The sequence below is a fragment of the Hymenobacter negativus genome, from assembly GCF_017571495.1.
In the GTDB taxonomy this organism is placed as follows: Bacteria; Bacteroidota; Bacteroidia; order Cytophagales; family Hymenobacteraceae; genus Hymenobacter; species Hymenobacter negativus.
Map to the genome: position 1 here is coordinate 49,973 of NZ_JAGETZ010000014.1, position 23,557 is coordinate 73,529.

The window sequence follows — 23,557 nt, forward strand, 5'->3', positions numbered from 1 at the left end:
GAGGGGGGACTAGTTTCTAGTTTTAGATGTTAGTCGGGAGTAAAACAGTCTTTAACTTTTTAAAAGTTAGTTAACTAGAGCTAGAAACTAGTCCTCCCTCTCCACGGGAGAGGGGGCTAGGGGGTGAGGTTAACGCCAGAACAACATGTCGAATAACACTGCATATATCGTAGCGGGCTACCGCACGGCCGTGGGCAAAGCGCCCCGTGGCGTCTTTCGTTTTACCCGGCCCGATGACCTTGCGGCCACCGTTATCAAGCACCTCGTGGCCCAGGTGCCGGCCCTCGACCCCACGCGGATTGACGACGTAATTGTCGGTAATGCTGTGCCCGAGGCTGAGCAGGGTCTGCAAATGGGCCGCCTGATTTCGTTGCTGGCCCTGCCCATCAACGTGCCCGGCCTCATCGTGAACCGCTACTGCGGCTCCGGCGTCGAAACCATTGCCATGGCCGTGGGCAAAATTTCGGCGGGCATGGCCGACTGCATCATCGCGGGCGGCACCGAGAGCATGAGCATGGTGCCCACCGTGGGCTGGAAAACCGTGCCCAACTACCAGTTGGCCATGCAGCATCCGGACTATTACATGGGCATGGGACTCACCGCCGAAGCCGTGGCCGTGGATTACAAAATCAGCCGCCAGGACCAGGACGAATTCTCTTACAACTCCCATCAAAAGGCCATCAAGGCCGTGCAGGGTGGTAAGTTCAAGAAGAGCATCGTGCCCGTGACCGTGGAAGAAACCTATGTGGACCAGGCCACCGGCAAGAAGAAAAACCGCTCCTACGTGGTGGATACCGACGAAGGCCCCCGCGCCGATACCTCGGTAGAAGCCCTCGCCAAGCTGCGTCCCGTGTTTGCCGCCAACGGCACTGTAACCGCCGGCAACTCCTCCCAAACTTCCGACGGTGCCGCCTTTGTGCTCGTGATGTCGGAGCGCATGGTGAAGGAATTGAACCTGGAGCCCATAGCTCGCATGGTGAACTACGCCTCCGAAGGCGTGGACCCGCGCATCATGGGCATGGGCCCCATCAAGGCCGTGCCGAAAGTGCTCAAGCAAGCCGGCCTCAAACTCGACGACATCGACTTGATTGAATTGAACGAAGCCTTTGCCTCGCAGTCGCTGGCCGTGGTGCGCGAGCTTAGCATCGACCCCGAGAAGCTAAACGTGAATGGCGGCGCCATCGCCCTCGGCCACCCGCTGGGCTGCTCCGGTGCCAAGCTCAGCATCCAACTCTTTGACGAGCTGCGCGAGCGCGGCAAGAAGTACGGCATGGTCACGGCCTGCGTGGGCGGCGGCCAGGGCGTCGCCGGCATCTATGAACTGCTGAAGTAGCCGTTGTTTAGCCGAACGTCATGCTGAACGCAGTGAAGCACCTCTACCGCAGTAGTAATCAATTACGATTGCGCGCGGTAGAGATGCTTCCCTTTATTTGGTAGCTAATCCATCGTGAAGCGCATGAAATGGCTCTTTCTGTTTTTACTCGCTTCAACGCAGCTCATGCTGGCGCAATCCAAGCCGGCTCAGGTGTACACTTACGTTGAGCAAATGCCGTAACTGCCGGGCGGTGGCGGGATGCCGAAAATAGTAAATGCTATTTTGGACCGGTTGCAAGTCACGAAAGCTGACCTTGAGGCCTCTGAAGGCTCGCCAATAATTTACTTCGAGGTTTCCCCCACTGGTAAGGTGCAGCACATTCGTATAACCAAAAGCACCCATTCTGCTGGCCTGGATGCTGCATTATTGGCAGCAGTTAAAGCGTTGCCAACGTTCAAGCTAGGCTATCAATCGGGGCGTCCTGTGACAGTGGGCCTCAATATTCGAATAGCATGCATTAAGCCACAGTAGATACCGCCATGAAAAAGCGTCTGCGTAAGAAGCTTCGACTCCGGGAGTTTCAGCATACCGGTTTTGCCGTTTGTCTCAGTTTAAGCTTACCTGACATAGAAGAGGAAAGGCATCATTTCTGGGCCAGGCTGGAAAAAGCTGTTGAAGCACAAAGAATGTATGTAATCGGACGAGCCGATGACTTCTAGGTCTTCACAAATTATAACATCGTTCCCATTCCCGCTATTAAGGAAACTGACCGTCTTTGGATGAGGGAATGGCTAGTACAGCAACCGGAGGTTATTTCGTATCGGGTTAGTACCTCTGGTAACAATTGGGCTCCCTGCTACGATTAAAACAAAGCAGTAAAAGAAAACCCCGCCCCGGCGGGGTTTTCTTTACATGAAGTAGTAGGCGTGCCTAACATTTTTTCTTATCTTGCAACACTAAACCGCAGGCCTCGTTGTTTCTCTAACTAGTAGGCGTGCCTAACACTTTTCAACTTCATACCCACCCCCAACCGTCATGGAAACCACGCAGCATGCCAGCCTCAAGGGCGGCGAATTCATCATCAAGCCGACCGATGCCCAGAGCGTGTTCACGCCGGCCGACTTTACCGAAGAGCAGAACTACATGCACCAAACCTGCCTCGATTTCGTGCAGGCCGAGGTGCAGCCGGTGCTGGAGCGCCTCGATAACCACGAGGAAGGCCTTATGCGCAGCCTGATGGAGAAAGCTGGCCAGCTCGGCCTGTTCGGCGTAAGCGTGCCCGAGCAGTTTGGTGGCTTGGACATGGACTTCCCCACGGCCCTGCGCGTGACGGAAGGCGTGGGCGGCGGCCACTCGTTCCCAGTGGCTTTTGCGGCCCATACAGGCATTGCCCTGCTGCCCATTCTGTATTTCGGCAACGACGAGCAGAAAGCTAAATACCTGCCCGGCCTCACCAGCGGCGAGCTGATGGGCGCCTACTGCCTCACCGAGCCCGGTTCCGGTTCCGACGCGCTGGGCGCGAAGACCAAAGCCGTACTCAATGCCGAAGGCACCCACTATGTGCTGAATGGCCAGAAAATGTGGATTACCAACGCCGGCTTTGCCGATGTGTTCATTGTCTTTGCCCAGATTGACGGCGACAAGTTCACCGGCTTCATAGTGGAGAAAAACACGCCCGGCCTAAGCCTCGGCAACGAGGAGCACAAGATGGGCATCAAGGGCTCTTCGACCCGTCAGGTATTCCTGTCCGACGCGCTGGTGCCGAAGGAGAATGTGCTGGGCGAGATTGGCAAAGGCCACCTCATTGCCTTCAACGTGCTGAACATCGGTCGCATCAAGTTGGCCGCCGCCTGCCTGGGCGCTACCAAAATGGCCGCTGATTTGAGCGTGAAGTATGCGAACGAGCGGGTGCAATTCAAAATGCCTATCTCGAAGTTTGGCGCCATCCGCTACAAGCTGGCGCAGCAGGCCATCCGCATCTACGCCGTGGAATCAGCCATTTACCGCGCCGGTTCCGACATCTACCGCATGGAGCAGCAGCTCATGGCCGAGGGCAAAGGTGCCAACGAAGCCCTACTGGGTGCCGCCCGTGAGTTTGCCGTAGAGTGCGCCATTTTGAAAGTGGAAGGCTCGGAAGTGCTGGACTACGTGGTGGACGAGGGTGTGCAGATTTACGGTGGTTATGGCTTCTCGGCCGACTATCCGATGGACCGCGCTTACCGCGACTCGCGCATCAACCGTATTTTCGAGGGCACCAATGAAATCAACCGCCTGCTGGCCGTTGACATGATTCTGAAGAAGGGCCTGAAGGGCGAAATCGACCTGATGGGCCCCGCCCAAGCCGTGCAGCAGGAGCTGATGAGCATCCCAAGCATGAGCCAGGACGAGGAATCCGGCCTGTTCAGCAAGGAGATGAAGACCATCGCCAATCTGAAAAAGGCCATTCTGATGGTGGCTGGCTCGGCCGTGCAGAAGTTCACCGCTACCCTCGCTAAGGAGCAGGAGTTGCTGATGAATATCGCCGACATGGCCATCAAAACCTACATCGCCGAGAGCACCCTGCTCCGCGTAGAGAAGGAAGCTGCCGCCAAAGGCGAAGAAGCTATGTCTGTTGAAGCCGACATTGCCCGCGTGTACCTGGCCGATGCCGTGGACATTGTGGAGAAAGCCGGTAAGGACGCCATCGGCAGCATGGCTGAGGGTGATGAGCAGCGCCTGTTGCTGATGGGCCTGAAGCGCTTCACCAAAACCGAGTTGCTGAACGTGAAAGAGTCGCGCCGCCGCATCGCCGCCAAGCTGATTACGGCCAACGAGTACGCCGTCTAGACCACAGATTTATCGGATTCGACGGATTAGTCGGATTTGGTAGGTGAAAGTAGAAAGGCCGTTCCTGATTTCCGGGGCGGCCTTTTTATTGTTGGACTAAGCTGATAAATGCGAATGGCAGTCTTTTCTACTGAGGGTTGTTTATAAATAAAACAGCCACCTCAATAGTCACTTAGGGTGGTTGTTTTATTTATAAACAACCCTCAGCATGCCGAGGCTTTATCATTATAGCCGTTGAATTTGAGTTAAATGTGAGACTTAGGGAAGCCTTTTGCCATCGGGCCTGGTCTGAAGGAAAAGCACGGCGCGGCCGCCCGGCTTTGGGTCCATTTTTCTCCTTTTTCTTTCTGGCTTATGAAACGCATTGGTACCTTCTTGATTTTGCTGCTGGTGGCGCTGCTGGGCTTGCACGCTGCTCAGGCCCAAACCTGCGCGGCCCCAACCAACATACAAGTTGGTAGTGTCACCATCTTGCCCGGCACGCCGACCACAGCGAGCACGGCTTCGGCGGTAGTGAGTTTCACGCCATCGGCGTCGGCGTTGAGCTACACAGTGCGCTATTTCTGGATTGGCGACTCGACGGCGGCCGGTATTATGAGCGTCAATACCACCACTTCGCCGGTGACCCTGACGGGACTGCGCACCGGCCAGGGTGGTTTCTATCGGGTGTCGGTGGTAAGCAACTGCGCGGGCGGCCTCACTACGAGTTCGCCATGGGTGGGACTGAATACCAACAGCTTCGGCCCTTGCGCGGCACCAACCAACGTGGTAGCCTCGCCAGCGGGCTCAGGCGTTATTAGCCTGAGCTTTACGCCAGCAGCGGGAGTACCCAGCTACACGGTGCAGTATTATCCGGCTTCCGACAGTACTCAGGTACTAACCCTGACCACTACAGGTTCGCCGGTGCTTATTGGTACGGGGGCGCTGCCGGGCACGCGCTACATCATTCGCATTACAGCAAACTGCGGCGGCGGCACTACTTCGCCGTCGGTAACGGTGAGTGGCACGAGTGGCGGTACGCCAATCTGCAACGCGCCATCGGGCTTTTATGTCGCCAGCACCAATGCCACCACGGCTTCGGTATACTTTAATGCGAATTCGAACGCACAGGCGTACATCATCCGGTATGCTCCACTAGGCGCTAACCCTAATCAGGGAACGAGCCTAACCGTGTCATCGGGCCCGGTACTGCTGACGGGCCTCACACCCAACACTGGCTACACCGTCACCATTCAGGCTATTTGCACTACTGTATCGGCCTCCACTACGCTGTCAACCACTTTCACTACTCCGGTCACTTCGGCCACTTGCGGCGCTGCTACCAATATCACCATAACAGCAGCCAGCGACTCTTCAGCTACCGTGAGCTTCACGCCAGGAGCAGGCAACACCAGCTTCCAAGTAGTCTATTTCGTGGCTTCCGATTCCGTTCGCACCATGCGAGTGCAAAATGCCACCAGTTCGCCGGTTACGCTCCGTCGCCTGCTGCCGGGGCAGACGTATATCATTCGGGTAATAAGCATTTGCGGCACTGCCACCAGCACCTTGTTTACTTCTGGCGCTCCCATAACCTACGCCTTCCGCGGGGCGCTGGCCAATCGCACGGCACTGGGTGCGGGCGTATTAAATGTATTTCCAAACCCGGCGCGTCATGCCGCCAGCCTCGTGGTGCCGGCCGTAGCCGGTGTAGCGCAAGCAAAAATCACGCTCCTGAACGCCATTGGCCAGCAAGTGCGTACGCAGACGGTGCCGCTCACGCCGGCCAGCGAAACCCGCACGCAACTCGACCTCACGGGTGTGGTGCCCGGCCTCTACACGTTGCGGGTAGTGGCCGGTGGCCAGGTAGCCAGCCAGCGTTTGGCCGTGGAGTAGCCGTCGGGCCTAACCCATCCCTCTACCAATAGTCAAAAGGGCCACTCCTTATATAATAGGAGTGGCCCTTTTGATTTTGCTAAAACCGAAGTGGTATTACTTCACTACAATCTTCTCCAATTGCAGCGCAGCCGATTTTTTGCTTGGTCGGCTCACACCGACGATGGTCTTTTCAGTAATCCAGGTGGTAAAATCTTTCACATAAGCCAGCTGCTGGTCATTTGCCACGTTTAGCTTCAGGCGTTCGGGTGGGCTGATGATACCGTTTTGGGCATTCACGCGGCGGAGGTAGAGGTCCGATTTCTTATCGATGTTCTCCAGCGTTAGCAGCTGCACCGTGCCCCCAAACACTGCCGCCCGGAAGCCGATTCCGGTATAGGAATCAACGGCCGGGGCTACTTGGTCTTTGGCCACAATGCTGTGCCAGGTGGGCGCGCCAAACTCGTTGTAGCCGAACATATGCAGCTCGCGGGCATGCACCGGGCTTTCGCTGCCGTCTTCCTCAAAGTGCTTTTCGGCAATAACAACCAGCTGCTTTTCGGGAGTTAGTAAGAGCTCACCCAGGTACACATCATCGAGGCGTTTTGTCTCTTTGCCAGTAGCTTTGCTCACCTCGGTGAGGTAAGCAGGAGTGAAGCGGAACTCCGGCGAAAACTTCATGTCGCCGGTGCCACTGAAGTCGAATTTCACCACCTTCAGGCTGTAATATTCGCCGGTAGCGTAGTCGGCGCATAATGCAGCGGCGTATAAGCTGCCATCATTTAGCACCGTGAAGCGGGCGTCGCGCACAGTCACGGGCTTGCCACCAAACACCCCGCCCACTGGCACCCCCAGCACCTTGATTTCGGTGCCCGCCCCAGCCGGGTACCGGCGCACAGTCAGCTTCTTCATGCCCTCGCTGATGAGCGTGACGTATTGCGTACCGTCGTTGGCCACGTGCACGGCAGGCGAGAAAAATTCGCCCAAGTCTCGGAAGTCGTAGGCTTTTTCCTCCAGCTGCGCCAGGTTTTGGTCAAACAGCGTAGCGGCAATGCGTTGAACTTGTTGCTCACGGGTGAGGTAGCGGAAGGCCAGTAGCCGGTTGCCATCGGGTGAGATGGACACGCCCGGCCGGCGGTCGCGCGCGGCAGCCGATATCACCACTTTGGCCGCGCCTTTCTGGCCGCTTTGCAGATTCACGGGTACTGCGGTCAGGTTTTGGCCGCTGTCGTCCTTGTGGTGGAGCACCACCAGCGCCTGCTGCGTGCCGCGTCCGAAGGCCTCCAGCGTTTCGCCGGGCGCTATCGGAATGGTAGTGCTCCACTGCTTTTTCAGGTCCGCGTCGTAACGCTCCACGGCATAGCCACCGGCGCTTTGGTGGGCCAGAATCACGAAACCGGAGCCATCGGCTAGGGACAAGGTTTTGTGCGGCACCCGCATGTCGTAGCGGTCGGGTCCCTGCTCGGGCAGGTAGCTGAACGGAGTCGATTTGACTTTTTGAGCTAGGGCGGGTACGGCCAGGCCTGCACTGGCCAAGCTTGTCAAACCAATCAAAAGGGCGCGTCGCACCATAAAATTCGGGTGTAGATGAAGCATGAGAAAATAAAATTGAAGCGCTTAAAGAGCCCAAAAGTACCGGATTTGGCCCTGTCTCACGGCGTTAACGCAGCACCAAAGGTCGGACCGATAGGGCTGCGCTAACAAAAATGTAGCCCAATCATAACACTTCCGTGGCAACACCCGTACATGGCACCCGTTTACTTCGTGGTCGATTTCAGCGCCTCAATCGGAAGCTCTCAAACGTCCTTTTTTTCGCCCTGTCGCCTGCTAATTCCACTGCCGATTAGCGGCACCTTGGCCTCTTTGAAAACGAATTTGTTGAACAAGGCCAAGTCTTGTCGTACCTTTGCACCCGCAAAATATTCTGCTATATTATGAAGTCCCTGCTTAAATTCTCTTTGTTAACCGCTCTCATAATCAGTGGCAAACTAGCAAAACAGCCGGCCCCAACTGCTGTTGCAAAGACCGTTAATACCCAAGCCATTCCCGATTCATCCATGATTCTGGTGCATCAGGTGTATGCCTCCGAGCCTGCTCAGCCTGGCCGAGAGAAGGCCCAGCCGCAGCAGAGCGGTGCCGGACTTTTAGCCGAAATGTTCTAGACGGCCAGCAGCGACTTTTCTCAAAGGTCGTTTTTTTTTGCCCACACTTTCCCTCAAAAGTCCTAGCTAATCCTGCTCCAATTCACCGCTGTAGCCGGCAGGCTCTCGATGTGATGCCGGATATTGGCATTTTCCGGGCTGACCAGATTGGGGTCTTCCGCCAGAATAGTTTGGGCGGCGGCCCGGCTTTCGCTCAGAATCCGGCCATCTTTAGCCAGGTCGGCAATCAGCAAGTCGAGTACACCGCTTTGCTGGGTGCCCATCAAGTCCCCTGGGCCGCGTAGTTTCAGGTCGATATCGGCAATTTCGAAGCCGTTGTTGGTTCGCACCATCGTTTCGAGGCGGGTACGGGCGTCCTTGCTCAACTTGAAGCCTGTCATTAGGATGCAGTAGCTTTGGTCGGCGCCGCGGCCTACACGGCCGCGCAGCTGGTGTAGCTGCGAAAGACCAAAACGCTCGGCGCTTTCAATCACCATCACCGAGGCGTTGGGCACGTTTACGCCCACCTCAATCACGGTGGTAGCCACCATAATCTGCGTTTCTTTCTTGATAAAGCGCTGCATTTCGTAGTCCTTCTCCTCGGCCTTCATGCGCCCGTGCACAATGCTGATTTGGAACTCCGGGAAAGCCCGCGCCACGCTCTCGTAGCCGTCGGTCAGGTCCTTGTAATCCATCGTTTCCGACTCCTCAATCAGCGGATACACGATGTAAACCTGCCGCCCAATCTTTACCTGGTCGCGGATAAACTCGAACACTTTCAACCGGTTGGCATCGAAGCGGTGCACCGTTACAATGGGCTTGCGGCCAGCCGGCAGCTCGTCAATCACACTCACATCCAGGTCGCCATATAAGGTCATGGCCAGCGTGCGGGGGATAGGCGTAGCCGTCATTACCAGCACATGGGGGATAATGTGCGGGTTTTTCTGCCACAGCTTCGAGCGCTGTGCTACCCCAAAGCGGTGCTGCTCATCCATAATGGTAAGCCCCAGGTTGCGGAACTGCACCACGTCCTCCAGCAGCGCGTGGGTGCCCACCAGCATGTGCATGGTGCCATTGCGCAGCTCCTCATGCAGCACGCGCCGCTCGGAGGTGCGGGTGCTGCCCGTGAGCTTGCCAATCTTGATGCCCAACGCATCGGCATACACCTTGAGGCCGGTATAATGCTGGTCGGCCAAAATCTCAGTAGGGGCCATGATGCAGCTCTGCGCGCCGTTGTCGGCGGCCATCAGCATCGAGATAAAGGCTACAATGGTTTTGCCCGAGCCTACGTCGCCCTGCAGCAGGCGGTTCATCTGCTGCCCGGTACAAAAATCCTTATAGATGTCGTGGATGACTCGCTTTTGCGCCCCCGTCAAGTCAAACGTGAGGTGGTTCTTATAGAAATCTACCAGCGTCGGCACCTCCTTAAAAATCTGGCCTGCCAAGGTCACCTTGCGCTGGTCGCGCTGCCGCAGCAGCTTCAGCTGCACAAAAAATAGCTCCTCAAACTTCAGCCGAAATTGCGCCGCCGCCAGCAGCTCCGCACTCTGCGGAAAGTGAATCTGCTGCAGGGCATTGACCTTCGGCATCAACCCGTACCGCTCAATCAGCGCCGGCGACAAAGATTCTTTGATGTGCGGCTGTGCCAGCTTCAGGAGCTCCGCCGTCATTCGCATGATGGCTTTGCTATCGACGCGGTGGTAGTTCTTGAGCTTCTCGGAGGTGTTGTACACCGGCTGCAAAAAACTCTGGCCGGGTTTGTTCTCGCCCACCTCTTCCAACTCCGGGTGCGCCATCTGCGGCCGTCCGTTGAACATTGTGGGCTTGCCAAAGACGATGTATTCCTGGTTGTTCTTGGCCACCTGCTGCACCCACTTAATGCCCTTGAACCACACCAGTTCCAACTCGCCAGTGCCGTCGCCCACCTTAGCGGTCAGGCGCTGCTTGGGACCTTCGCCTACCAGCTCCTTGCCGCGCAGCATGCCGCGCACCTGCACGTAGGGCAGGTCGTCGTTCAGGTCGGCCACCTTGTACACCTGCGTCCGGTCGAGGTACCGGAACGGGTAGCGCTGAATCAGGTCGCCATAAGTAAACAGGTTCAACTCTTTGCCCAGCAGCTGCGCCCGCTGGGTGCTGCCCACCGAGCGTAAAAACTCCAGCCGGGTATTAAAGAAATTGCTCATTTAGTAGCTGTTAGCTCTCAGCTATTGGCTGCTGGCTTTTGACCATGATTTTATGAAAGGCTAATAGCAAGGAGCTAATAGCTAATGGCTTAATTTTTATAGCGAAGCGTATTTATCATTCGTACCATATCCGTCTTCACGTACTCAATCACCGGGGCCAGCGAGTCGTTCGCCGTGGCGGTTCTGAAATACAGCGCGCCGCGCAAGAAGTGCCTAGTGCTATCAGTAGTATAGAATTGAAACTGACTCGGCACCTCGCCGGATAGCTCAAATACCGAGGCGCGCATACCGCTCGGCGTCTTCAGAATGCGCTCATCAATAGCTGTGGCCTTGATTTCGTGCTTGCCGGTGAGCTTGCGGGCATCCTCCATCATCTTGTTATAGAGGCGACGGTCACGTTGCACGTCCATGTAGGTAATCTGCACATTGGCGTGCAGCTTGGGATAATATACATTAATCCAGTGCGGCTGCGCCATGTACGACGAATCCCGCTTAATCACGGCCTCCTTCGAATACTCAAACTCGTACGGGTGGCCGCCGCCCAGCAACTGGTAGCGATGCGCGGGTAGGTCGATGCGGTTGTAGCCCTTCGGCTTCGGCGTAAAATCCGGGACTGATGAGCAGCTTGCCAGCAGCGCCAGCCCCATTAGCAACGACACGGTTGAAAAATATCTCATGTAAAAAGCGGCTCCAGCCTGAAATAGCCCAGCCTTCATAGCTTCAAAGGTAACCGCTACCGCAACGAAAAAAGCCCCGGCACAGTGCCAGGGCTCTTCCCTAATAATCGATTTGGACAGCTGCAGCCATAGGCCTGTCAGCCCAACCCCTGGGATTCAGAACGGCAGCTGGTCCAGCTCCGGCTCCTGCCGGAAGCTTTGCTGCGGCTCAGCTACGGCTGCACCATTGGCATCGCTAGCTGGGCCAGCGCCCTGCGGCCGTCCGCCCAGCAACGAAATCTCATCGGCCACAATTTCCGTGATGTAGCGCGTTTGCTGGTCTTTATCCTGATACTGGCGGGTGCGGAGTTTGCCCTCAATGTACACCTGCTGGCCCTTCTTGAGGTACTTATCAGCCATGTCGGCCAAACCGCGCCACGCCGAGATGTTGTGCCACTCGGTGCGCTCCACGCGGTTGCCTTGCTTGTCTTTGTAATAGTCGTTGGTGGCAAGGGTAAAATGAGCCACGCTCACACCGCCCTCCAAATGGCGCACTTCAGGGTCTTTGCCCAGGTTACCTACCAAAATCACCTTGTTCACTCCGGCCATATTATTGCACGTTAGGAAATACAGAATCAAAAAAGCCACTCGGCCTTTCCTTGCTTCAAAGGTAGGGAATTAAGCCGGAATAATTACAAGTAATTGCTAAATATTTTTGCTGATTTGGCTAAAAATATTAGAAGTGCCCATTTTAAAGATTTTGGTCACAATAATTAGCAATTAGCTTGGGCTTAGGCAGCGCATCAATCTCCTGTGTAGAGTACAGTCGCAATCCTAAATCGCGCAACGTGGTAGCTGGCAGCGGCTGCATCAATTCTAATGAATGAAAGCGCACCTCCAGCTTCTGATGGCTCAATACGTGCTTGTAAGCCGCGCTAGGCTCGGCCGCTTGACTAGTATCTAGAGTAGCGCCTAGCGCCTCCAGGTGCCGCGCCAACTCAGCAGGCGGCAACTCAGGTACTGTGGTTTCGGCTAGGGCAAAATCATAAAGCCCCTGCCAGATGTCTTTCTCGCGACGCTCGCGCAGGTAGGTTTGCTCGCCGTGGCGTAGCACGAAGTAATGGAAGTAGCGCGTGCGCGAGGCCTTGGCCTTGCTCTTCACCGGGAGTAACGCCACCTGCCCGTGTTGGAAGGCCCAGCACTGATGCTGCATGGGGCAAAACAGGCAGTCTGGCTTAACTGGCGTGCACTGGATGGCCCCGAACTCCATAATGGCCTGATTAAAATCGGCGGGGGTGGAGGTTGGAATATGCTGGTCGGCCACCGCCTGAAATTCCTTACGCGAGCTAGGAGCCGCAATGTCCGAATGCAGCCCAAAGATGCGCGCCAGCACCCGGTACACATTGCCATCAAGCACGGCTACTGCCTCATCAAAGGCAAACGAGGCTATAGCTGCCGCAGTGTACGGGCCTATACCGCGCAATTTCAATAACTCAGTGTAAGTGGAAGGAAACTTTCCAGCATACTCACTCACCACCTGCTGGGCGGTGCGGTGCATGTTGCGGGCCCGGGAGTAATACCCCAGGCCCTGCCAGTAGCGCAGCACTTCAGCCTCGGGCGCGGCAGCTAGGTCTTGGACGGTGGGGTAGGCGACCAGAAAAGTATTGTAGTAAGGAAGGCCTTGAGCGACACGCGTTTGTTGTAAGATTACTTCAGATAGCCATATAGCGTATGGGTCGCGGGTGTGGCGCCAAGGCAGGTCGCGCTGGTGGCGGGGGTACCAGGCCAGTAGCGCTGAGGCCAAAAAGGAAGGCTGATGAGTTTTTAGAGCCAAAATTTTGAAAGCGAATAATTTGGGACAGGAACTAGTTTGGGAGGGTAGATTGGTAAAACAAAAAAATGGGGTTACCTTTGTGGCCCCAATTCGAGGGCGAACCGCCTACGAGGCAAAGGCTTACGCTGGAATTAGGGACTTTTTTTGCCTGCAACTGTATTTTTTTCAACCACCTAAGTACCATACCAACGTGACGAAAGCTGAGGTAATCGCCGAAATCTCCACGAAGACCGGCATCGAGAAAGCTGATGTATTGATGACTGTTGAAGCCTTCTTCAAAGTCGTGAAAGATTCGATGACTGAGGGCAACAACATTTATGTGCGCGGCTTTGGCTCGTTCGTAAACAAGAAGCGCGCTCGTAAAGTCGCTCGTAACATCTCGAAAAATACGTCGCTCATCATCGAAGAGCACTACATTCCGAGCTTCAAGCCGTCGAAGACCTTCGTGGCAAAAATTAAGAACAGCAAGAAAGTAAAATCGACTGCTGCCAAAGCCTAGTCTATCAATGATTAACGTTTAGTGGTTAACGGTAAGTGATAATGGCCATTGACCACTAGCCATTAGTTATTAACCACTGAAAACCTACCGGCCGCGCCGCCGGCGCCTTTTCCGAGAGGGAGGGCCCGGCGGCCGGTTTTTTTCAGCCTATGGCAACTACCAGCTCTGCCCCACATCAATTGGTTCTCGTCGCCGCCGCCCTCGTGCTGGCTGGCGGCTTGTTTGTGCTGCCCAAGGGCATCATGAAGCCCAAGGAAAGCAAGTCGGAGCTGAGCAAGGATGCGGCCGCAACGGCCAATCGCGACGGTGGAGGCATGGCAACTAACGGCTCCAAAACCGAGAATTCCTCGGGACCGGTGCCGGCCACTGCCACCGATAATAATGGCCCAAACGCCGCCCCGCATACCACGGCTACTCCCGCCCAGCGGCAGGAACTGACGCGGTTGCTGGCCGAATACGCCGCTGCTCCTAACGCGACGGCTAAAGCTACAGCGGCTACCTCCCTTGCCCGGCGCTACAATAGCGTAGAACGCTTCGACAGCGCCGGATTTTATTTAGAACAAGTTGCGCTGGCTAAACCCAGCGCCCAAAACTGGCAGCAGGCGGCCGATGCTTACTTTCAGGCCTTCAGCTTTGCGGCTACCGATGAGCGGGTTAAACTGCTCGGCGGCAAGGCGCGGGAGTTGTATGCCAAAGTGTTGAGAGACCAACCCGGCAACCTTGATGCTAAAACCAACCTCGGCATGGCCTACATGGCCTCCGATAACCCTGTGCAGGGCGTAACCTACCTGCGCGAAGTACTGGAAGCTGACCCCCGCAACGAGAAAGCCCTGTATAACATGGGTATACTCGCGGTGCAAAGCAACCAGTACGACAAAGCCGTGAAGCGTTTCCAGGATTTGGTGAAAGTCAATCCGAAAAATGTGAACGGACAGTTTTACCTCGGTGTAACTTTGGCCCGTACTGGCGCCAAGGAAGAAGCCAAACAGGCATTCCTCACCGCTAAAAGCCTCAGCAACGACCCGGCGCTGGCCGCTTCGGTAGAGGAGGAAATCGCCAAATTGAAGTAGCTACGACACAACTAATCACCAACTTAACCCCCAAGCATCATGCCCTGCGGTAAAAAAAGAAAGCGTCATAAGATTGCCACCCACAAGCGCAAGAAGCGCCTGCGCAAGAACCGCCACAAGAAGAAGTAAGCCTCACGGGGCGTAGCGGCGGCCGGCAGTTTTCCTAACGGGAAGGGAGTCAGCCGCCTATCTCTCACGTAGCCTCCGAGCGAGGCCGCGCTAGGTGCTTTTCCCGTGGCTCGCGAGGGAAGCCAGAACCACCGGGTTCTGGCTTCCCTTTGCCGGTTTCGGGGTAAGCCTTCGGTGGCAATTTCCGGCAGGTTACCTTAACTAAATCAAGGCTTTGAGTAATGAATTAGTCATTAATTCTACTCAGGAAGGCGAGCGGATTGCGTTGCTGCAAGACAAGCGGCTGATTGAATACCATTTCGACCGCAACGACACCAACTATTCAGTTGGCGATATCTTCCTGGGCACCGTGAAAAAGGTGATGCCCGGCCTGAACGCTGCTTTCGTGGACATTGGCTACGAAAAAGACGCGTTTTTGCACTACGGCGACCTCGGCGAGCAGTACAACTCATTCACCAAATGGGTGCGCACGGTCCAGAGTGGCCGCGCGGCAACTGCCGGACTAGAGAAATTCACGTTTGAGCCACCCCTCGACAAAGTAGGGAAGGCAGAAAGCGTATTTAAGAAAGGGCAGCAAATTGTTGTCCAGATTATCAAGGAGCCTATCTCGACCAAAGGCCCCCGGGTAAGCACTGACATTTCAATGGCTGGCCGCTACCTCGTGCTGATGCCATTTTCGAACACCATCAGCGTCAGCAAAAAGATTGTCAGCAAGGCAGAGCGCGACCGTCTAAAGCGCCTCATTGCCAGTATTAAGCCTGAAAATTTTGGTGTCATCATCCGCACCGTAGCGGAGGGCCGTGAAGTGGCTGAGCTGGATAAGGACATGCAGGACATGGTAGCGAAGTGGGAGCAACTCCATACCACTTTGCGCACTGCTAAGCCTAATGACAAGGTGCTTGGCGAACTCGGCCGGACGTCGTCCATGCTCCGTGACATGTTGAACGAGTCGTTCGACAGCATTATGGTAGACGCACCGACGATGTACGAGGAAATGCGGGACTACCTGCAGAAAATCGCACCAGACAAGTTGGGTCTGCTAAAGCTGCACAACTCGAAGATTAAAATCTTCGAGCACATGGGCATTGAAAAGCAGCTTAAAACCCTGTTTGGTAAGACTGTGACTGTGCCCGGCGGCGGCTACTTAGTTATTGAGCACACCGAAGCCCTGCACGTTATTGACGTGAACTCGGGCAGCAAGAGCAACCAGGAGAATGACCAGGAAGCTACCGCGTTGATGATTAACATGCTGGCGGCCAAAGAAGTGGCTCGTCAGTTGCGCCTGCGCGACATGGGCGGTATCATCGTGGTCGACTTTATTGACATGCGCTCAGCAGAAAGCCGGAAGAAGGTGGAAGATGTCGTGCGCGACGTGATGAAGCACGATAAGGCCAAGTTCACGGTGTTGCCCATCACGAAGTTCGGCCTGCTGCAAATTACACGTCAGCGGGTGCGCCCGGCCGAGAACATAGTAACTGGTGAGGTGTGCCCCACTTGCGGCGGTACGGGTAAGATTTCGGCTTCCATTCAGGTGACAGACGACATCGACAACAGCATCGACGACTTGCTGGTGAATCAGAATCAGTCGGGCATTACACTGTCGGTGCACCCGTTCTTATATGCCTACTACACGAAAGGCCTGATTTCGCGGCAGATGAAATGGTACCTCAAGTACTATAAGTGGGTGAAAGTAGTGAATGATAGTAGCCTTGGCCTTACCGACTACCGCATCGAAGACGAGCGGGGGGAGGAAATCCAGTTACGCTCCTCGGCTGCTGCCATGAGCCGCTTGCAGGACCGTGAGGTTGAAATTGAGAGTGTCGATTAGACTGTTTTAAGGGATTAAAAACACGCAGAAACTTTTGATTAACTGCTTTTAGTCCTCGCTACAAACGAAAAGAGAAGGTCCGGCTGCAGATGCAGCCGGACCTTCTCTTTTAATGACCAAGTCCACATGAATTACGGTTGCGTTGGCTGGAAGAACATCATTGAACCGTCTGCATTTTTGCACTCGCTGAAATCGGCCTAATCAGCGATTAGAACTTGATGCCTAAATCCAGTGCAACACCACTATTTTTAATGGTAACGTCTTTGAAATCGCGCTTGCTTTCGAAATAATGGTCGATATCAACCAGACCGCGGTGGTAGCTGAGGCCAGCGAAAACCTTCGTGCTTTTGCCCAACTGATACTCGACGCCGGCACCAGCTAAGGCATCCGCATCAATAAAATAAACGTAGTCACTGGCTTTGTTCTCTGTAGCCGTAGCAGGGTCGACATAAAATTTGTTTTTGCTGATACGGGTACCAATGGGCACATTTAGCGAGCCGCCTACTTGGAAATAAATACGGGTTGCCGAGGCAATCTCATTGGTGAAAAGCTTCACAGTAAGCGGAAGCTCAAGGTATTGGGTCGTGATAGGTAGCTTTACTCCGATGGGTTGCTGAATTGCATCATTGGTGACGTCGTTGTAGTTAATCGTGCCACCTTTGCCCGTGAGCAGCAAGCCAGTACTAAATGCGTAGTTTTCCCCAAAGAAATAATCAACTACCAAACCACCGCCAAAACCAAACTGGCTGCCATCACTGCTGAAAGCATTGGTCGAAGTTGATTCGGCCCGTAGGCTGGTGATGGCCGGCGATATTTTCAGGCCAATTTCGACCTGGGCTGATGCGGTGCCAATGGTAGCAGCGAGGGCTAATAGGGGGAGGAGTAGTTTTTTCATACGGGTTGGATAATTCGATTGCAGCCGGCAAATGCCGACAGCCGACAGGTTTTGGCTAATTTTACTCCAAAGTAACGCGTGTGGATACGAATAATTTTGCCTGGCGGCGGTGGCTGCCCTTATTTCTAGGAATTGGTTTGAGCCTGAGCGCCTGCAAAGGCGAGCCGGCGGAAGGCTGCCGCCCTGACGACGCCGAGGATGCGGCTGCCGTGCCCATGCGCCTGAAACGTCTGGAGCCGGGTTTTTTTAGCCTGAAAACGCCCGCCGATGCCCAGCGATTCATGGATGCAAACCCAACGTTTGCGAAGTACTACCTGCAACGCCAGCCGGGCAACGAAGCCGCTCTGGACAGTAGTCTAGTGAATTTGGCTACTAATCCGGCACTGCAAAAACTAGGAAAGGAAACGGCTGCTGCTTTCCCCGATAGTGCGGCCTTACGCCACGATTTGGGCGAGATGTTTCGGCGAGTGCACTATTATTTTCCCGATTTCAGGGTGCCTCCGACAGTTACTTACGTGAGTGGCTTCTTGGCCAAGGATATTTATGTGAACGACAGTTTATTAGTGACGAGTTTGGATTGGTTTGCGGGTCCGAAAGCCAGCAAACGGCCCGATTTGCCGCAGTATATGTTGCGCCGCTACACGCCGCTGGGCCTGACTCCGCTGGTCGCGCAAGCCGTCTCGAGCAAATACAACCGCCATGAACTGACGGCCAACACTATGCTGGATGCCATGATACACGCGGGCAAGTCGCTGTACTTTGCCAGCCGCGTGCTGCCTTGCACGTCCGATTCGTTACTGATGGGATACACCCAGCGTGAGATAGTAGGGCTGGAAGCTAATGAAGGCCGGGTTTGGGGCCATTTCCTGGAGAAAAATCTACTGTATTCAACCACCCCCTTTTTGCTGCAGAAATACGTGGGTGAGCGGCCGAATGTGCCCGAAATTGACAAAACCTGCCCCGGCCGGGTAGGGCAGTGGGTAGGTTTGCAAATCATCCGCAAGTACGTGGCCGAGCATCCCGACGTGAGCCTAAGCCGCATTATGGCGGAAAAGAACGCGCAGCGCCTGCTGAACGACTCTCACTATCGGCCTAAGCGGTAAATGGGCAAGTGAGTGGATAAGTGATTGTCCAGAAGGCGATTTCTTATCTACTCACTTGCTCATTTATCCATTGCTCCCATGCACATCGCCGTTTTCAGCCAGTACCACACCAACCCCGATTGCCCGGCCACTAGCCGGCACTACACGCTGCTGGCCCACATAGCCAAAACGCACCGGGTGACGCTGTTGACTACGCCTGCCTGGAAAAGCCAGCGACTGACGCAGGAGTTTCCGTGGGCGCCGGCCGGGGTAGAAGTTCGGGAAGCTGAGGTGCCGTATGAGAATAAAATGGGACCAGCACGGCGGGCGTTGGCCTTTGCGCAATATGCAGCCTGGGCTGTGCGCGAAGGGCTGCGCATTGAGAAGCCCGATGTGATTTGGGGTATCAGTACGCCGCTCACTGCTGCATGGGCGGCGGCGCAGGTAGCACGCTGGCGGCGGGTGCCGTGGGTGTTCGAGGTGCAGGACTTGTGGCCGGCATTTCCCATTGCCATGGGAGCAGTTCCTACAGCACTGGCTCAACGGCAACTATATCAACTGGAAAAGCGGCTGTATAAAAGCGCACAGCATATTCTGCCGCTTTCGCCAGACATGACGCGCTACGTGACTGATTTAGGAATTCCGACTGCGAAAGTAACCACCGTACTCAACGGCACGGACCTGGAATTAGCTGCCCGCGCTACGCCTGCTTCCGTAGAGGCGTTGCGGCTGCAACAGGGCCTGCACGGCAAACGGGTGATTCTGTACGCCGGCACATTTGGGCGGGCCAATGATATCCCGACGCTTGTGGCAGCAGCCGAGGCCATGGCCGCAACTGACACGGAGGTGGTCTGGCTGTTTCTGGGGCATGGCTTTTTTGAGCCCCTAATTAAGAAAGCCGCGGCTCGTTGGCCGGGACGAATCCGGTTAGTGGGTGGGCAGGCGAGGCACGAGGTGTTCGCTTGGTTTGCCTTGGCGTCGGTATCGGTAGTGTCATTTTTGGGTTTGCCAGTACTCAGCACTAATTCGCCCGCCAAGCTCTACGACTCATTGGCCGTAGGCACGCCAGTAGTCGTGACCAATTCTGGTTGGAGCAAGCAGTTGGTTGAGCAGAAGAACTGTGGCTGGTACTCGCCCGCTGGCGACGCTCCTGCGCTAGCAACTTTGCTAACACAGCTGTTGGCGCAGCCGGCGGTATTGGCTGCGGCCGGAGCGTGTGGCCAACAACTGGCCGTGCAGGAATTCGACAGGCAGTATTTAGCTGCGGTGGTGCAACGCGTGCTGGAAGATGCCGGCATCTGATTTTTTACTAACCCAGAGGCCCTTTGTACTGCCTAGTGCCTCAAATGGAACTTTGTGTACTAAAAAACTGGCCTGGAAGCTCAGATAAGCTAGTTTTCAGGTAGCGGACTATAGGCAGCAGCTTTGCCAAAATGCTTTTCGAAGTAAGCGCAGCTAGGCGCTAATGGGCAGACGCTGCATTTAGGTGAGCGTGCTACGCAGATGTAGCGGCCGTGCAGAATCAACCAATGATGCGCTTTATTGACTAGTTCTTCGGGGATATAGCGCACAAGTGCTTTCTCTACCGCTAACGGCGTAGTAGCCGTTTTAGGCACGAGGCCGATGCGATGCGAAACCCGAAAAACGTGGGTATCGACAGCCATAGCGGGTTGGTTGTAGATAACAGATGCCACCACATTGGCCGTTTTGCGACCTACGCCGGGCAGGCGTTGGAGCTCGTCAATCTGGCTGGGAACCTCGCCCTCGAAATCTTCGGTGAGCATGCGTCCCAAGCCGGCTAGGTGCTTAGCCTTATTATTCGGATACGAAATGCTGCGAATGAAGGGAAAAATATCATCCGCCGTGGCTGTGCCGAGGTGGGCGGCGGTAGGAAACTCGGCCAGTAGTGCTGGCATCACCAGGTTCACGCGCTTATCGGTGCACTGGGCACTGAGTACTACTGCCACAATCAACTCATAAGGATTGCCGTAGACCAGCTCGGTTTTCGGCTCCGGAAAGTTGGTGGTGAAGTAGTCGAGGAAGTAACGAAACCGGTTGGCGCGAGTCATTCGGTGGAACAAAAAGGAAAAAAAATAAAACGGTCATGCTGAGCGCAGCCGAGCATCTCGGCCGCAATAGTAACCCTATTGACAGGATTACTGCTGCGGCAGAGATGCTGCGGCTGCGCTCAGCATGACCGTTATTACATGTACCAGCTGGCAGCTGCTACGCCCGTCGGCGGGACATGTGCAATGGGAACCACAAAAAGTTGAATGGGCTCAGGACTTGCTCAAAAAAGTGCGCGAGTAGCGCAAAATGGCCTCGGAGGTTTCGGGCCGCGGTTCCCGACGTACGCCGTCGAGAGCCCGCTGGGCCAAAAGAAGGTCGGCGCAGGTCGCGGCCAAGTCCGGGTCGTGCTGCAATGCCTCCTCTACCTCGCGCTGCCTTTCAGGAGGCAATTCGTTGTACACATACTGGAGAAGTGTCGAATGGGGTAAGATTTGAATCATAGTCGAGGGAATTTGCGGTCATTTTCTTCCGCAGGTTTATCAGCGCGTAGCGCATCCGACCCAACGCGGTGTTGATGCTCACGCCGGTTGCGTCGGCAATTTCCTGGAAGCTCATGTCGCCGTAATGGCGCATCAGCAACACCTCCTTCTGGGCGGCGGGCAGTTCCTGGATTAACGCCCGAAGGCGGGTATGGGTTTCTTCGCGGGCCAGGATATCATCCGGGCCGTCGTCGGCAATGCTTAGGGTGTTGCTCAGCATCTCGTTGTCGGTGAGGCTGATGTGGGGCACGCGCTTGCCCCGCCGGAACGAGTCGATGGCTAAGTTATGCGCAATGCGGCAAATCCAGGGCGCAAATTTGCCCTCTTCGTTGTAGCGCCCGCCCTTCATGGTGTGAATGGCCTTGATGAACGTATCCTGCAAGAGGTCCTCGGCCACGTCTTCATCGCGCACGATGAGGAGGATGGTCGTGAACACACGACTGCGATGCCGCTCCAGGAGGATGGCGAAAGCGGATTCCTGGCCAGCCAGGTAGAGCGAAATGAGCGCGGAGTCGCTCGGGTGCAAGAGGTCCATAAAGGGCTACGGAATAAGGGAACGTAGAGCTTTAGGCCATAGTATGCAGTTACCGAGAAAAAAATTGGAGAGCGACGCGAGGGCTGTGATTTCTAGCCCGCTAGAATCAGACCAAATGTAGAAATATGGAATCCACTTGCGCAATAGGCACCGGTCAAAAGAAGCCAAAATCTTTTTGCAAAAACCGAGCAACCTTCCTTAAAACTTCATCTAGGCCGTTTTTTGAGAAAACTGCTTAGTCTTTTTTTTAAAAAAAAGTTTCCAACCGAAACCTAAAAATTTATGTCCTTGCTACTGGACTCATTGAGCGAGCCAGTGATAGGCAGCGGCTTCGTCGGTAAAGAGGCCCGATTGGTAGCTTTGCTCGGGCCCGTAAGCCGCGCTCGGCGCTGATACAGCGCCCGCCAAACCAACGGACGCCTGCTGCTGAGTGGCGCGTAGGGGCGAAATGAGGAAGGCCATGCGAACGGGCGCGACGTAGCGGCCGACGAGCTGGGGAAAGAAACTGGTATCCAGCCACAGGGTCAGGGCCGGCGAGGCCAACTCTTCGCGGCGGCGCAGGTCGAGGAGCCAGCGCCAGCAGCCTAGCGCATCGCCGGCTGCGAGAATGGCTAGGTAGCCCCGTTGCAGCTCGGGCTCCGAGATTTCACGCTGCCAGCGGGCAATGATGGCCGGCAGGTCGGGGCGGGGCGTTATTTCCAAACCAAAATCGGACATAGGGGAGCGGAGAGCAGGCAGCAGCTAATGCACAAGATAGGCCTAAGTACGGGGCTCATCCAACCTAGCCGCCTCGGGTGGAGTTTACCTTTGCGGCGGGCCGCTCCACCGACCGCTTTGTTGATTCTATGCTTCCAACTCCTGACGAAACCCCGGCCCACGACCCTTACGCGGCCCTGCGCATTCCCGATTTTCGCCGCCTGGTATCGGCCCGTACCTTGCTCACGGTGGCCACGCGGGTGCAGGGCCTGGTGGTGAGCTGGCAGATTTATCACCTCACCAACAACCCGCTGGCGCTGGGAATGATTGGCTTATCGGAAGCGGTGCCCAGCATCGTGGTGTCGCTTTATGCCGGCTACGTGGCCGATTCGGTGCGGCGTAAGAACATTGTAGTGGTGGCGCTGGCGCTGCTGCTGCTGTGCGCGGCAGCGCTGGCATTTTTTGCCAGTCCCTACGGTATTGGGCTGCTGGCGAAAGATTCGCTCTATACGCTGCCGCTGTACGGGGTGATTTTTGTGAGTGGCTTGGCGCGGGGCTTTATGGGGCCGGCCTTGTTTGCGTTTATGCCGCAGCTGCTGCCCGACCGGGTGCTGCTACCCAATGCCATCACCTGGAACAGCACGACGTACCAGGCCTCGTCGGTGCTGGGGCCGGCCGTGGGCGGCTACCTTATTGCCACGCTGGGCGTGGCCGATTCGTACCTGGTAAGTACGGGGCTGCTGGGGCTGGCGCTGTTTCAGTTCATTCGCATTGCCGACCGGCCGCTGCCGCCCACGGAAGGCGAGCGGCTCAATCTGAAAGATAGCGTGCTGAGCGGGTTGCGGTTTATTTTCAGCAACCAGCTGGTGCTGGCGGCCCTGTCGCTGGATATGTTCGCGGTGCTGTTTGGGGGCGCGGTGGCGCTGCTGCCGGTGTTTGCCAAGGATATTCTGAAGGTAGGCGCGGCCGGCTTTGGGCAACTGGAAGCTGCGCCTGCTATCGGCTCGGTGCTAATGGCCATTTTTCTGACCTACTTCCCGTTGCAGCGCCGCGCCGGACGCAAGCTGCTGTGGGCGGTGGCGGGCTTCGGGCTGGCCACCATCTGCTTTGCGCTGTCGAGAAACTTCTACCTCTCGCTGGTGCTACTGTTCCTGACCGGGGTGTTCGATTCGGTGTCGGTGATTGTGCGCTCCACGCTCATTCATACCTACACGCCGGAGTATATGAAAGGCCGGGTGTCGGCGGTGAACAACATATTCATTGGGTCCAGCAACGAGATTGGGGCTTTTGAAAGCGGCGCGGCGGCCAAGCTGCTGGGCACGGTGCGCTCCGTCATCTTTGGCGGGCTGATGACGCTGCTGGTGGTGGCCATCACGGCCTGGAAGGCGGATAAGCTGCGCAAGCTGGAATCGGGGGCAGCAAAGTAGCCGACCCCGCCAAACCTGGGCTTGCAAGCGACGGGCAACAG

At 55.8% G+C, this 23,557-nt stretch carries 21 protein-coding genes; 12 read left to right on the plus strand and 9 right to left on the minus strand.

Annotated elements, in window-relative coordinates; translation table 11 throughout:
- Window positions 1-145 precede the first annotated feature (145 nt).
- From J4E00_RS23190 to J4E00_RS23210, 5 genes are all read left to right on the plus strand, one after another.
- Window positions 146-1,333, plus strand: coding sequence for an acetyl-CoA C-acyltransferase (locus tag J4E00_RS23190; protein WP_208177714.1), 1,188 nt, complete (start codon window positions 146-148; stop codon window positions 1,331-1,333).
- 240 nt (window positions 1,334-1,573) lie between these two features.
- Complete coding sequence (locus J4E00_RS30325; protein ID WP_208177717.1) at window positions 1,574-1,846, plus strand: TonB family protein; 273 nt, start codon at window positions 1,574-1,576, stop codon at window positions 1,844-1,846.
- Between the two features lie 8 nt (window positions 1,847-1,854).
- The gene (locus tag J4E00_RS23200; protein WP_208177719.1) at window positions 1,855-2,034 is read left to right on the plus strand and encodes a 50S ribosome-binding protein YggL; all 180 of its coding nucleotides are present in this window, start codon (window positions 1,855-1,857) and stop codon (window positions 2,032-2,034) included.
- Between the two features lie 316 nt (window positions 2,035-2,350).
- Window positions 2,351-4,141 (plus strand): acyl-CoA dehydrogenase family protein, encoded by a 1,791-nt coding sequence (locus J4E00_RS23205; protein WP_208177721.1) that lies wholly within the window; start codon window positions 2,351-2,353, stop codon window positions 4,139-4,141.
- A gap of 354 nt (window positions 4,142-4,495) precedes the next feature.
- Entirely contained in the window at window positions 4,496-6,013 is a 1,518-nt protein-coding gene (locus tag J4E00_RS23210) for a fibronectin type III domain-containing protein (RefSeq protein WP_208177723.1), read from the plus strand.
- 96 nt (window positions 6,014-6,109) lie between these two features.
- Here J4E00_RS23210 and J4E00_RS23215 read toward each other — a convergent pair whose 3' ends face one another.
- The gene (locus tag J4E00_RS23215) at window positions 6,110-7,588 is read right to left on the minus strand and encodes a hypothetical protein (protein WP_208177725.1); all 1,479 of its coding nucleotides are present in this window, start codon (window positions 7,586-7,588) and stop codon (window positions 6,110-6,112) included.
- Between the two features lie 338 nt (window positions 7,589-7,926).
- Here J4E00_RS23215 and J4E00_RS23220 point away from each other — a divergent pair, with 338 nt between their 5' ends.
- Window positions 7,927-8,154 carry a hypothetical protein gene (locus J4E00_RS23220; RefSeq protein WP_208177727.1) on the plus strand — a complete coding sequence of 76 codons (228 nt, stop codon included), beginning with the start codon at window positions 7,927-7,929 and terminating at the stop codon, window positions 8,152-8,154.
- Between the two features lie 62 nt (window positions 8,155-8,216).
- Here the strand turns inward: J4E00_RS23220 and recG are convergent, their stop codons facing one another.
- The 4 genes from recG to mutY all read right to left on the minus strand — a co-directional run bounded on the left by recG (window position 8,217) and on the right by mutY (window position 12,776).
- Window positions 8,217-10,316, minus strand: a complete 2,100-nt coding sequence (gene recG, locus J4E00_RS23225) for an ATP-dependent DNA helicase RecG (RefSeq protein ID WP_208177730.1) — start codon at window positions 10,314-10,316, stop codon at window positions 8,217-8,219.
- 89 nt (window positions 10,317-10,405) lie between these two features.
- A complete protein-coding gene (gene gldD, locus J4E00_RS23230; protein WP_208177732.1) occupies window positions 10,406-10,993 on the minus strand; it encodes a gliding motility lipoprotein GldD in 588 nt (195 codons plus the stop codon).
- Between the two features lie 156 nt (window positions 10,994-11,149).
- Window positions 11,150-11,581, minus strand: a complete 432-nt coding sequence (locus J4E00_RS23235; protein WP_208177733.1) for a single-stranded DNA-binding protein — start codon at window positions 11,579-11,581, stop codon at window positions 11,150-11,152.
- Window positions 11,582-11,723: 142 nt separating this feature from the next.
- Window positions 11,724-12,776, minus strand: a complete 1,053-nt coding sequence (gene mutY, locus J4E00_RS23240; protein ID WP_236050079.1) for an A/G-specific adenine glycosylase — start codon at window positions 12,774-12,776, stop codon at window positions 11,724-11,726.
- A gap of 220 nt (window positions 12,777-12,996) precedes the next feature.
- On the opposite strand from mutY, the gene J4E00_RS23245 reads away from it, so the two are divergent.
- From J4E00_RS23245 to J4E00_RS23255, 3 genes are all read left to right on the plus strand, one after another.
- On the plus strand, window positions 12,997-13,305 hold the full coding sequence (locus J4E00_RS23245; protein ID WP_196286816.1) for an HU family DNA-binding protein: 309 nt from the start codon (window positions 12,997-12,999) through the stop codon (window positions 13,303-13,305).
- A gap of 149 nt (window positions 13,306-13,454) precedes the next feature.
- Window positions 13,455-14,375, plus strand: a complete 921-nt coding sequence (locus tag J4E00_RS23250) for a tetratricopeptide repeat protein (RefSeq protein WP_236050081.1) — start codon at window positions 13,455-13,457, stop codon at window positions 14,373-14,375.
- Between the two features lie 343 nt (window positions 14,376-14,718).
- A complete protein-coding gene (locus J4E00_RS23255; RefSeq protein ID WP_208177734.1) occupies window positions 14,719-16,332 on the plus strand; it encodes a ribonuclease E/G in 1,614 nt (537 codons plus the stop codon).
- A gap of 208 nt (window positions 16,333-16,540) precedes the next feature.
- On the opposite strand, the gene J4E00_RS23260 is transcribed toward J4E00_RS23255, so the two are convergent.
- Complete coding sequence (locus J4E00_RS23260) at window positions 16,541-17,227, minus strand: porin family protein (RefSeq protein WP_208177735.1); 687 nt, start codon at window positions 17,225-17,227, stop codon at window positions 16,541-16,543.
- An 80-nt stretch (window positions 17,228-17,307) separates the two neighbouring features.
- Here J4E00_RS23260 and J4E00_RS23265 point away from each other — a divergent pair, with 80 nt between their 5' ends.
- Window positions 17,308-18,330 carry a gliding motility lipoprotein GldB gene (locus tag J4E00_RS23265; RefSeq protein WP_208177736.1) on the plus strand — a complete coding sequence of 341 codons (1,023 nt, stop codon included), beginning with the start codon at window positions 17,308-17,310 and terminating at the stop codon, window positions 18,328-18,330.
- Window positions 18,331-18,408: 78 nt separating this feature from the next.
- Window positions 18,409-19,611: a glycosyltransferase family 4 protein gene (locus J4E00_RS23270; RefSeq protein ID WP_208177737.1), complete on the plus strand. Its 1,203-nt coding sequence runs from the start codon at window positions 18,409-18,411 to the stop codon at window positions 19,609-19,611.
- Between the two features lie 89 nt (window positions 19,612-19,700).
- Here J4E00_RS23270 and nth read toward each other — a convergent pair whose 3' ends face one another.
- The 3 genes from nth to J4E00_RS23285 all read right to left on the minus strand — a co-directional run bounded on the left by nth (window position 19,701) and on the right by J4E00_RS23285 (window position 22,110).
- The gene (gene nth, locus J4E00_RS23275; protein ID WP_208177739.1) at window positions 19,701-20,378 is read right to left on the minus strand and encodes an endonuclease III; all 678 of its coding nucleotides are present in this window, start codon (window positions 20,376-20,378) and stop codon (window positions 19,701-19,703) included.
- Between the two features lie 379 nt (window positions 20,379-20,757).
- On the minus strand, window positions 20,758-21,393 hold the full coding sequence (locus J4E00_RS23280) for an RNA polymerase sigma factor (RefSeq protein ID WP_208177742.1): 636 nt from the start codon (window positions 21,391-21,393) through the stop codon (window positions 20,758-20,760).
- Window positions 21,394-21,693: 300 nt separating this feature from the next.
- Window positions 21,694-22,110: a hypothetical protein gene (locus J4E00_RS23285; RefSeq protein WP_208177744.1), complete on the minus strand. Its 417-nt coding sequence runs from the start codon at window positions 22,108-22,110 to the stop codon at window positions 21,694-21,696.
- 128 nt (window positions 22,111-22,238) lie between these two features.
- On the opposite strand from J4E00_RS23285, the gene J4E00_RS23290 reads away from it, so the two are divergent.
- Entirely contained in the window at window positions 22,239-23,516 is a 1,278-nt protein-coding gene (locus J4E00_RS23290) for an MFS transporter (protein ID WP_208177745.1), read from the plus strand.
- Window positions 23,517-23,557 lie beyond the last annotated feature (41 nt).

Excerpts from the sequence above, each read along its gene's own strand:
- J4E00_RS23190 (WP_208177714.1), top strand. The coding sequence starts at position 146 with ATGTCGAATAACACTGCATATATCGTAGCGGGCTACCGCACGGCCGTG.
- J4E00_RS30325 (WP_208177717.1), top strand. The coding sequence starts at position 1,574 with ATGCCGAAAATAGTAAATGCTATTTTGGACCGGTTGCAAGTCACGAAA.
- J4E00_RS23200 (WP_208177719.1), top strand. The coding sequence starts at position 1,855 with ATGAAAAAGCGTCTGCGTAAGAAGCTTCGACTCCGGGAGTTTCAGCAT.
- J4E00_RS23205 (WP_208177721.1), top strand. The coding sequence starts at position 2,351 with ATGGAAACCACGCAGCATGCCAGCCTCAAGGGCGGCGAATTCATCATC.
- J4E00_RS23210 (WP_208177723.1), top strand. The coding sequence starts at position 4,496 with ATGAAACGCATTGGTACCTTCTTGATTTTGCTGCTGGTGGCGCTGCTG.
- J4E00_RS23215 (WP_208177725.1), bottom strand. The coding sequence starts at position 7,588 with ATGCTTCATCTACACCCGAATTTTATGGTGCGACGCGCCCTTTTGATT.
- J4E00_RS23220 (WP_208177727.1), top strand. The coding sequence starts at position 7,927 with ATGAAGTCCCTGCTTAAATTCTCTTTGTTAACCGCTCTCATAATCAGT.
- recG (WP_208177730.1), bottom strand. The coding sequence starts at position 10,316 with ATGAGCAATTTCTTTAATACCCGGCTGGAGTTTTTACGCTCGGTGGGC.
- gldD (WP_208177732.1), bottom strand. The coding sequence starts at position 10,993 with ATGAGATATTTTTCAACCGTGTCGTTGCTAATGGGGCTGGCGCTGCTG.
- J4E00_RS23235 (WP_208177733.1), bottom strand. The coding sequence starts at position 11,581 with ATGGCCGGAGTGAACAAGGTGATTTTGGTAGGTAACCTGGGCAAAGAC.
- J4E00_RS23250 (WP_236050081.1), top strand. The coding sequence starts at position 13,455 with ATGGCAACTACCAGCTCTGCCCCACATCAATTGGTTCTCGTCGCCGCC.
- J4E00_RS23260 (WP_208177735.1), bottom strand. The coding sequence starts at position 17,227 with ATGAAAAAACTACTCCTCCCCCTATTAGCCCTCGCTGCTACCATTGGC.
- J4E00_RS23270 (WP_208177737.1), top strand. The coding sequence starts at position 18,409 with ATGCACATCGCCGTTTTCAGCCAGTACCACACCAACCCCGATTGCCCG.
- nth (WP_208177739.1), bottom strand. The coding sequence starts at position 20,378 with ATGACTCGCGCCAACCGGTTTCGTTACTTCCTCGACTACTTCACCACC.
- J4E00_RS23280 (WP_208177742.1), bottom strand. The coding sequence starts at position 21,393 with ATGGACCTCTTGCACCCGAGCGACTCCGCGCTCATTTCGCTCTACCTG.
- J4E00_RS23285 (WP_208177744.1), bottom strand. The coding sequence starts at position 22,110 with ATGTCCGATTTTGGTTTGGAAATAACGCCCCGCCCCGACCTGCCGGCC.
- J4E00_RS23290 (WP_208177745.1), top strand. The coding sequence starts at position 22,239 with ATGCTTCCAACTCCTGACGAAACCCCGGCCCACGACCCTTACGCGGCC.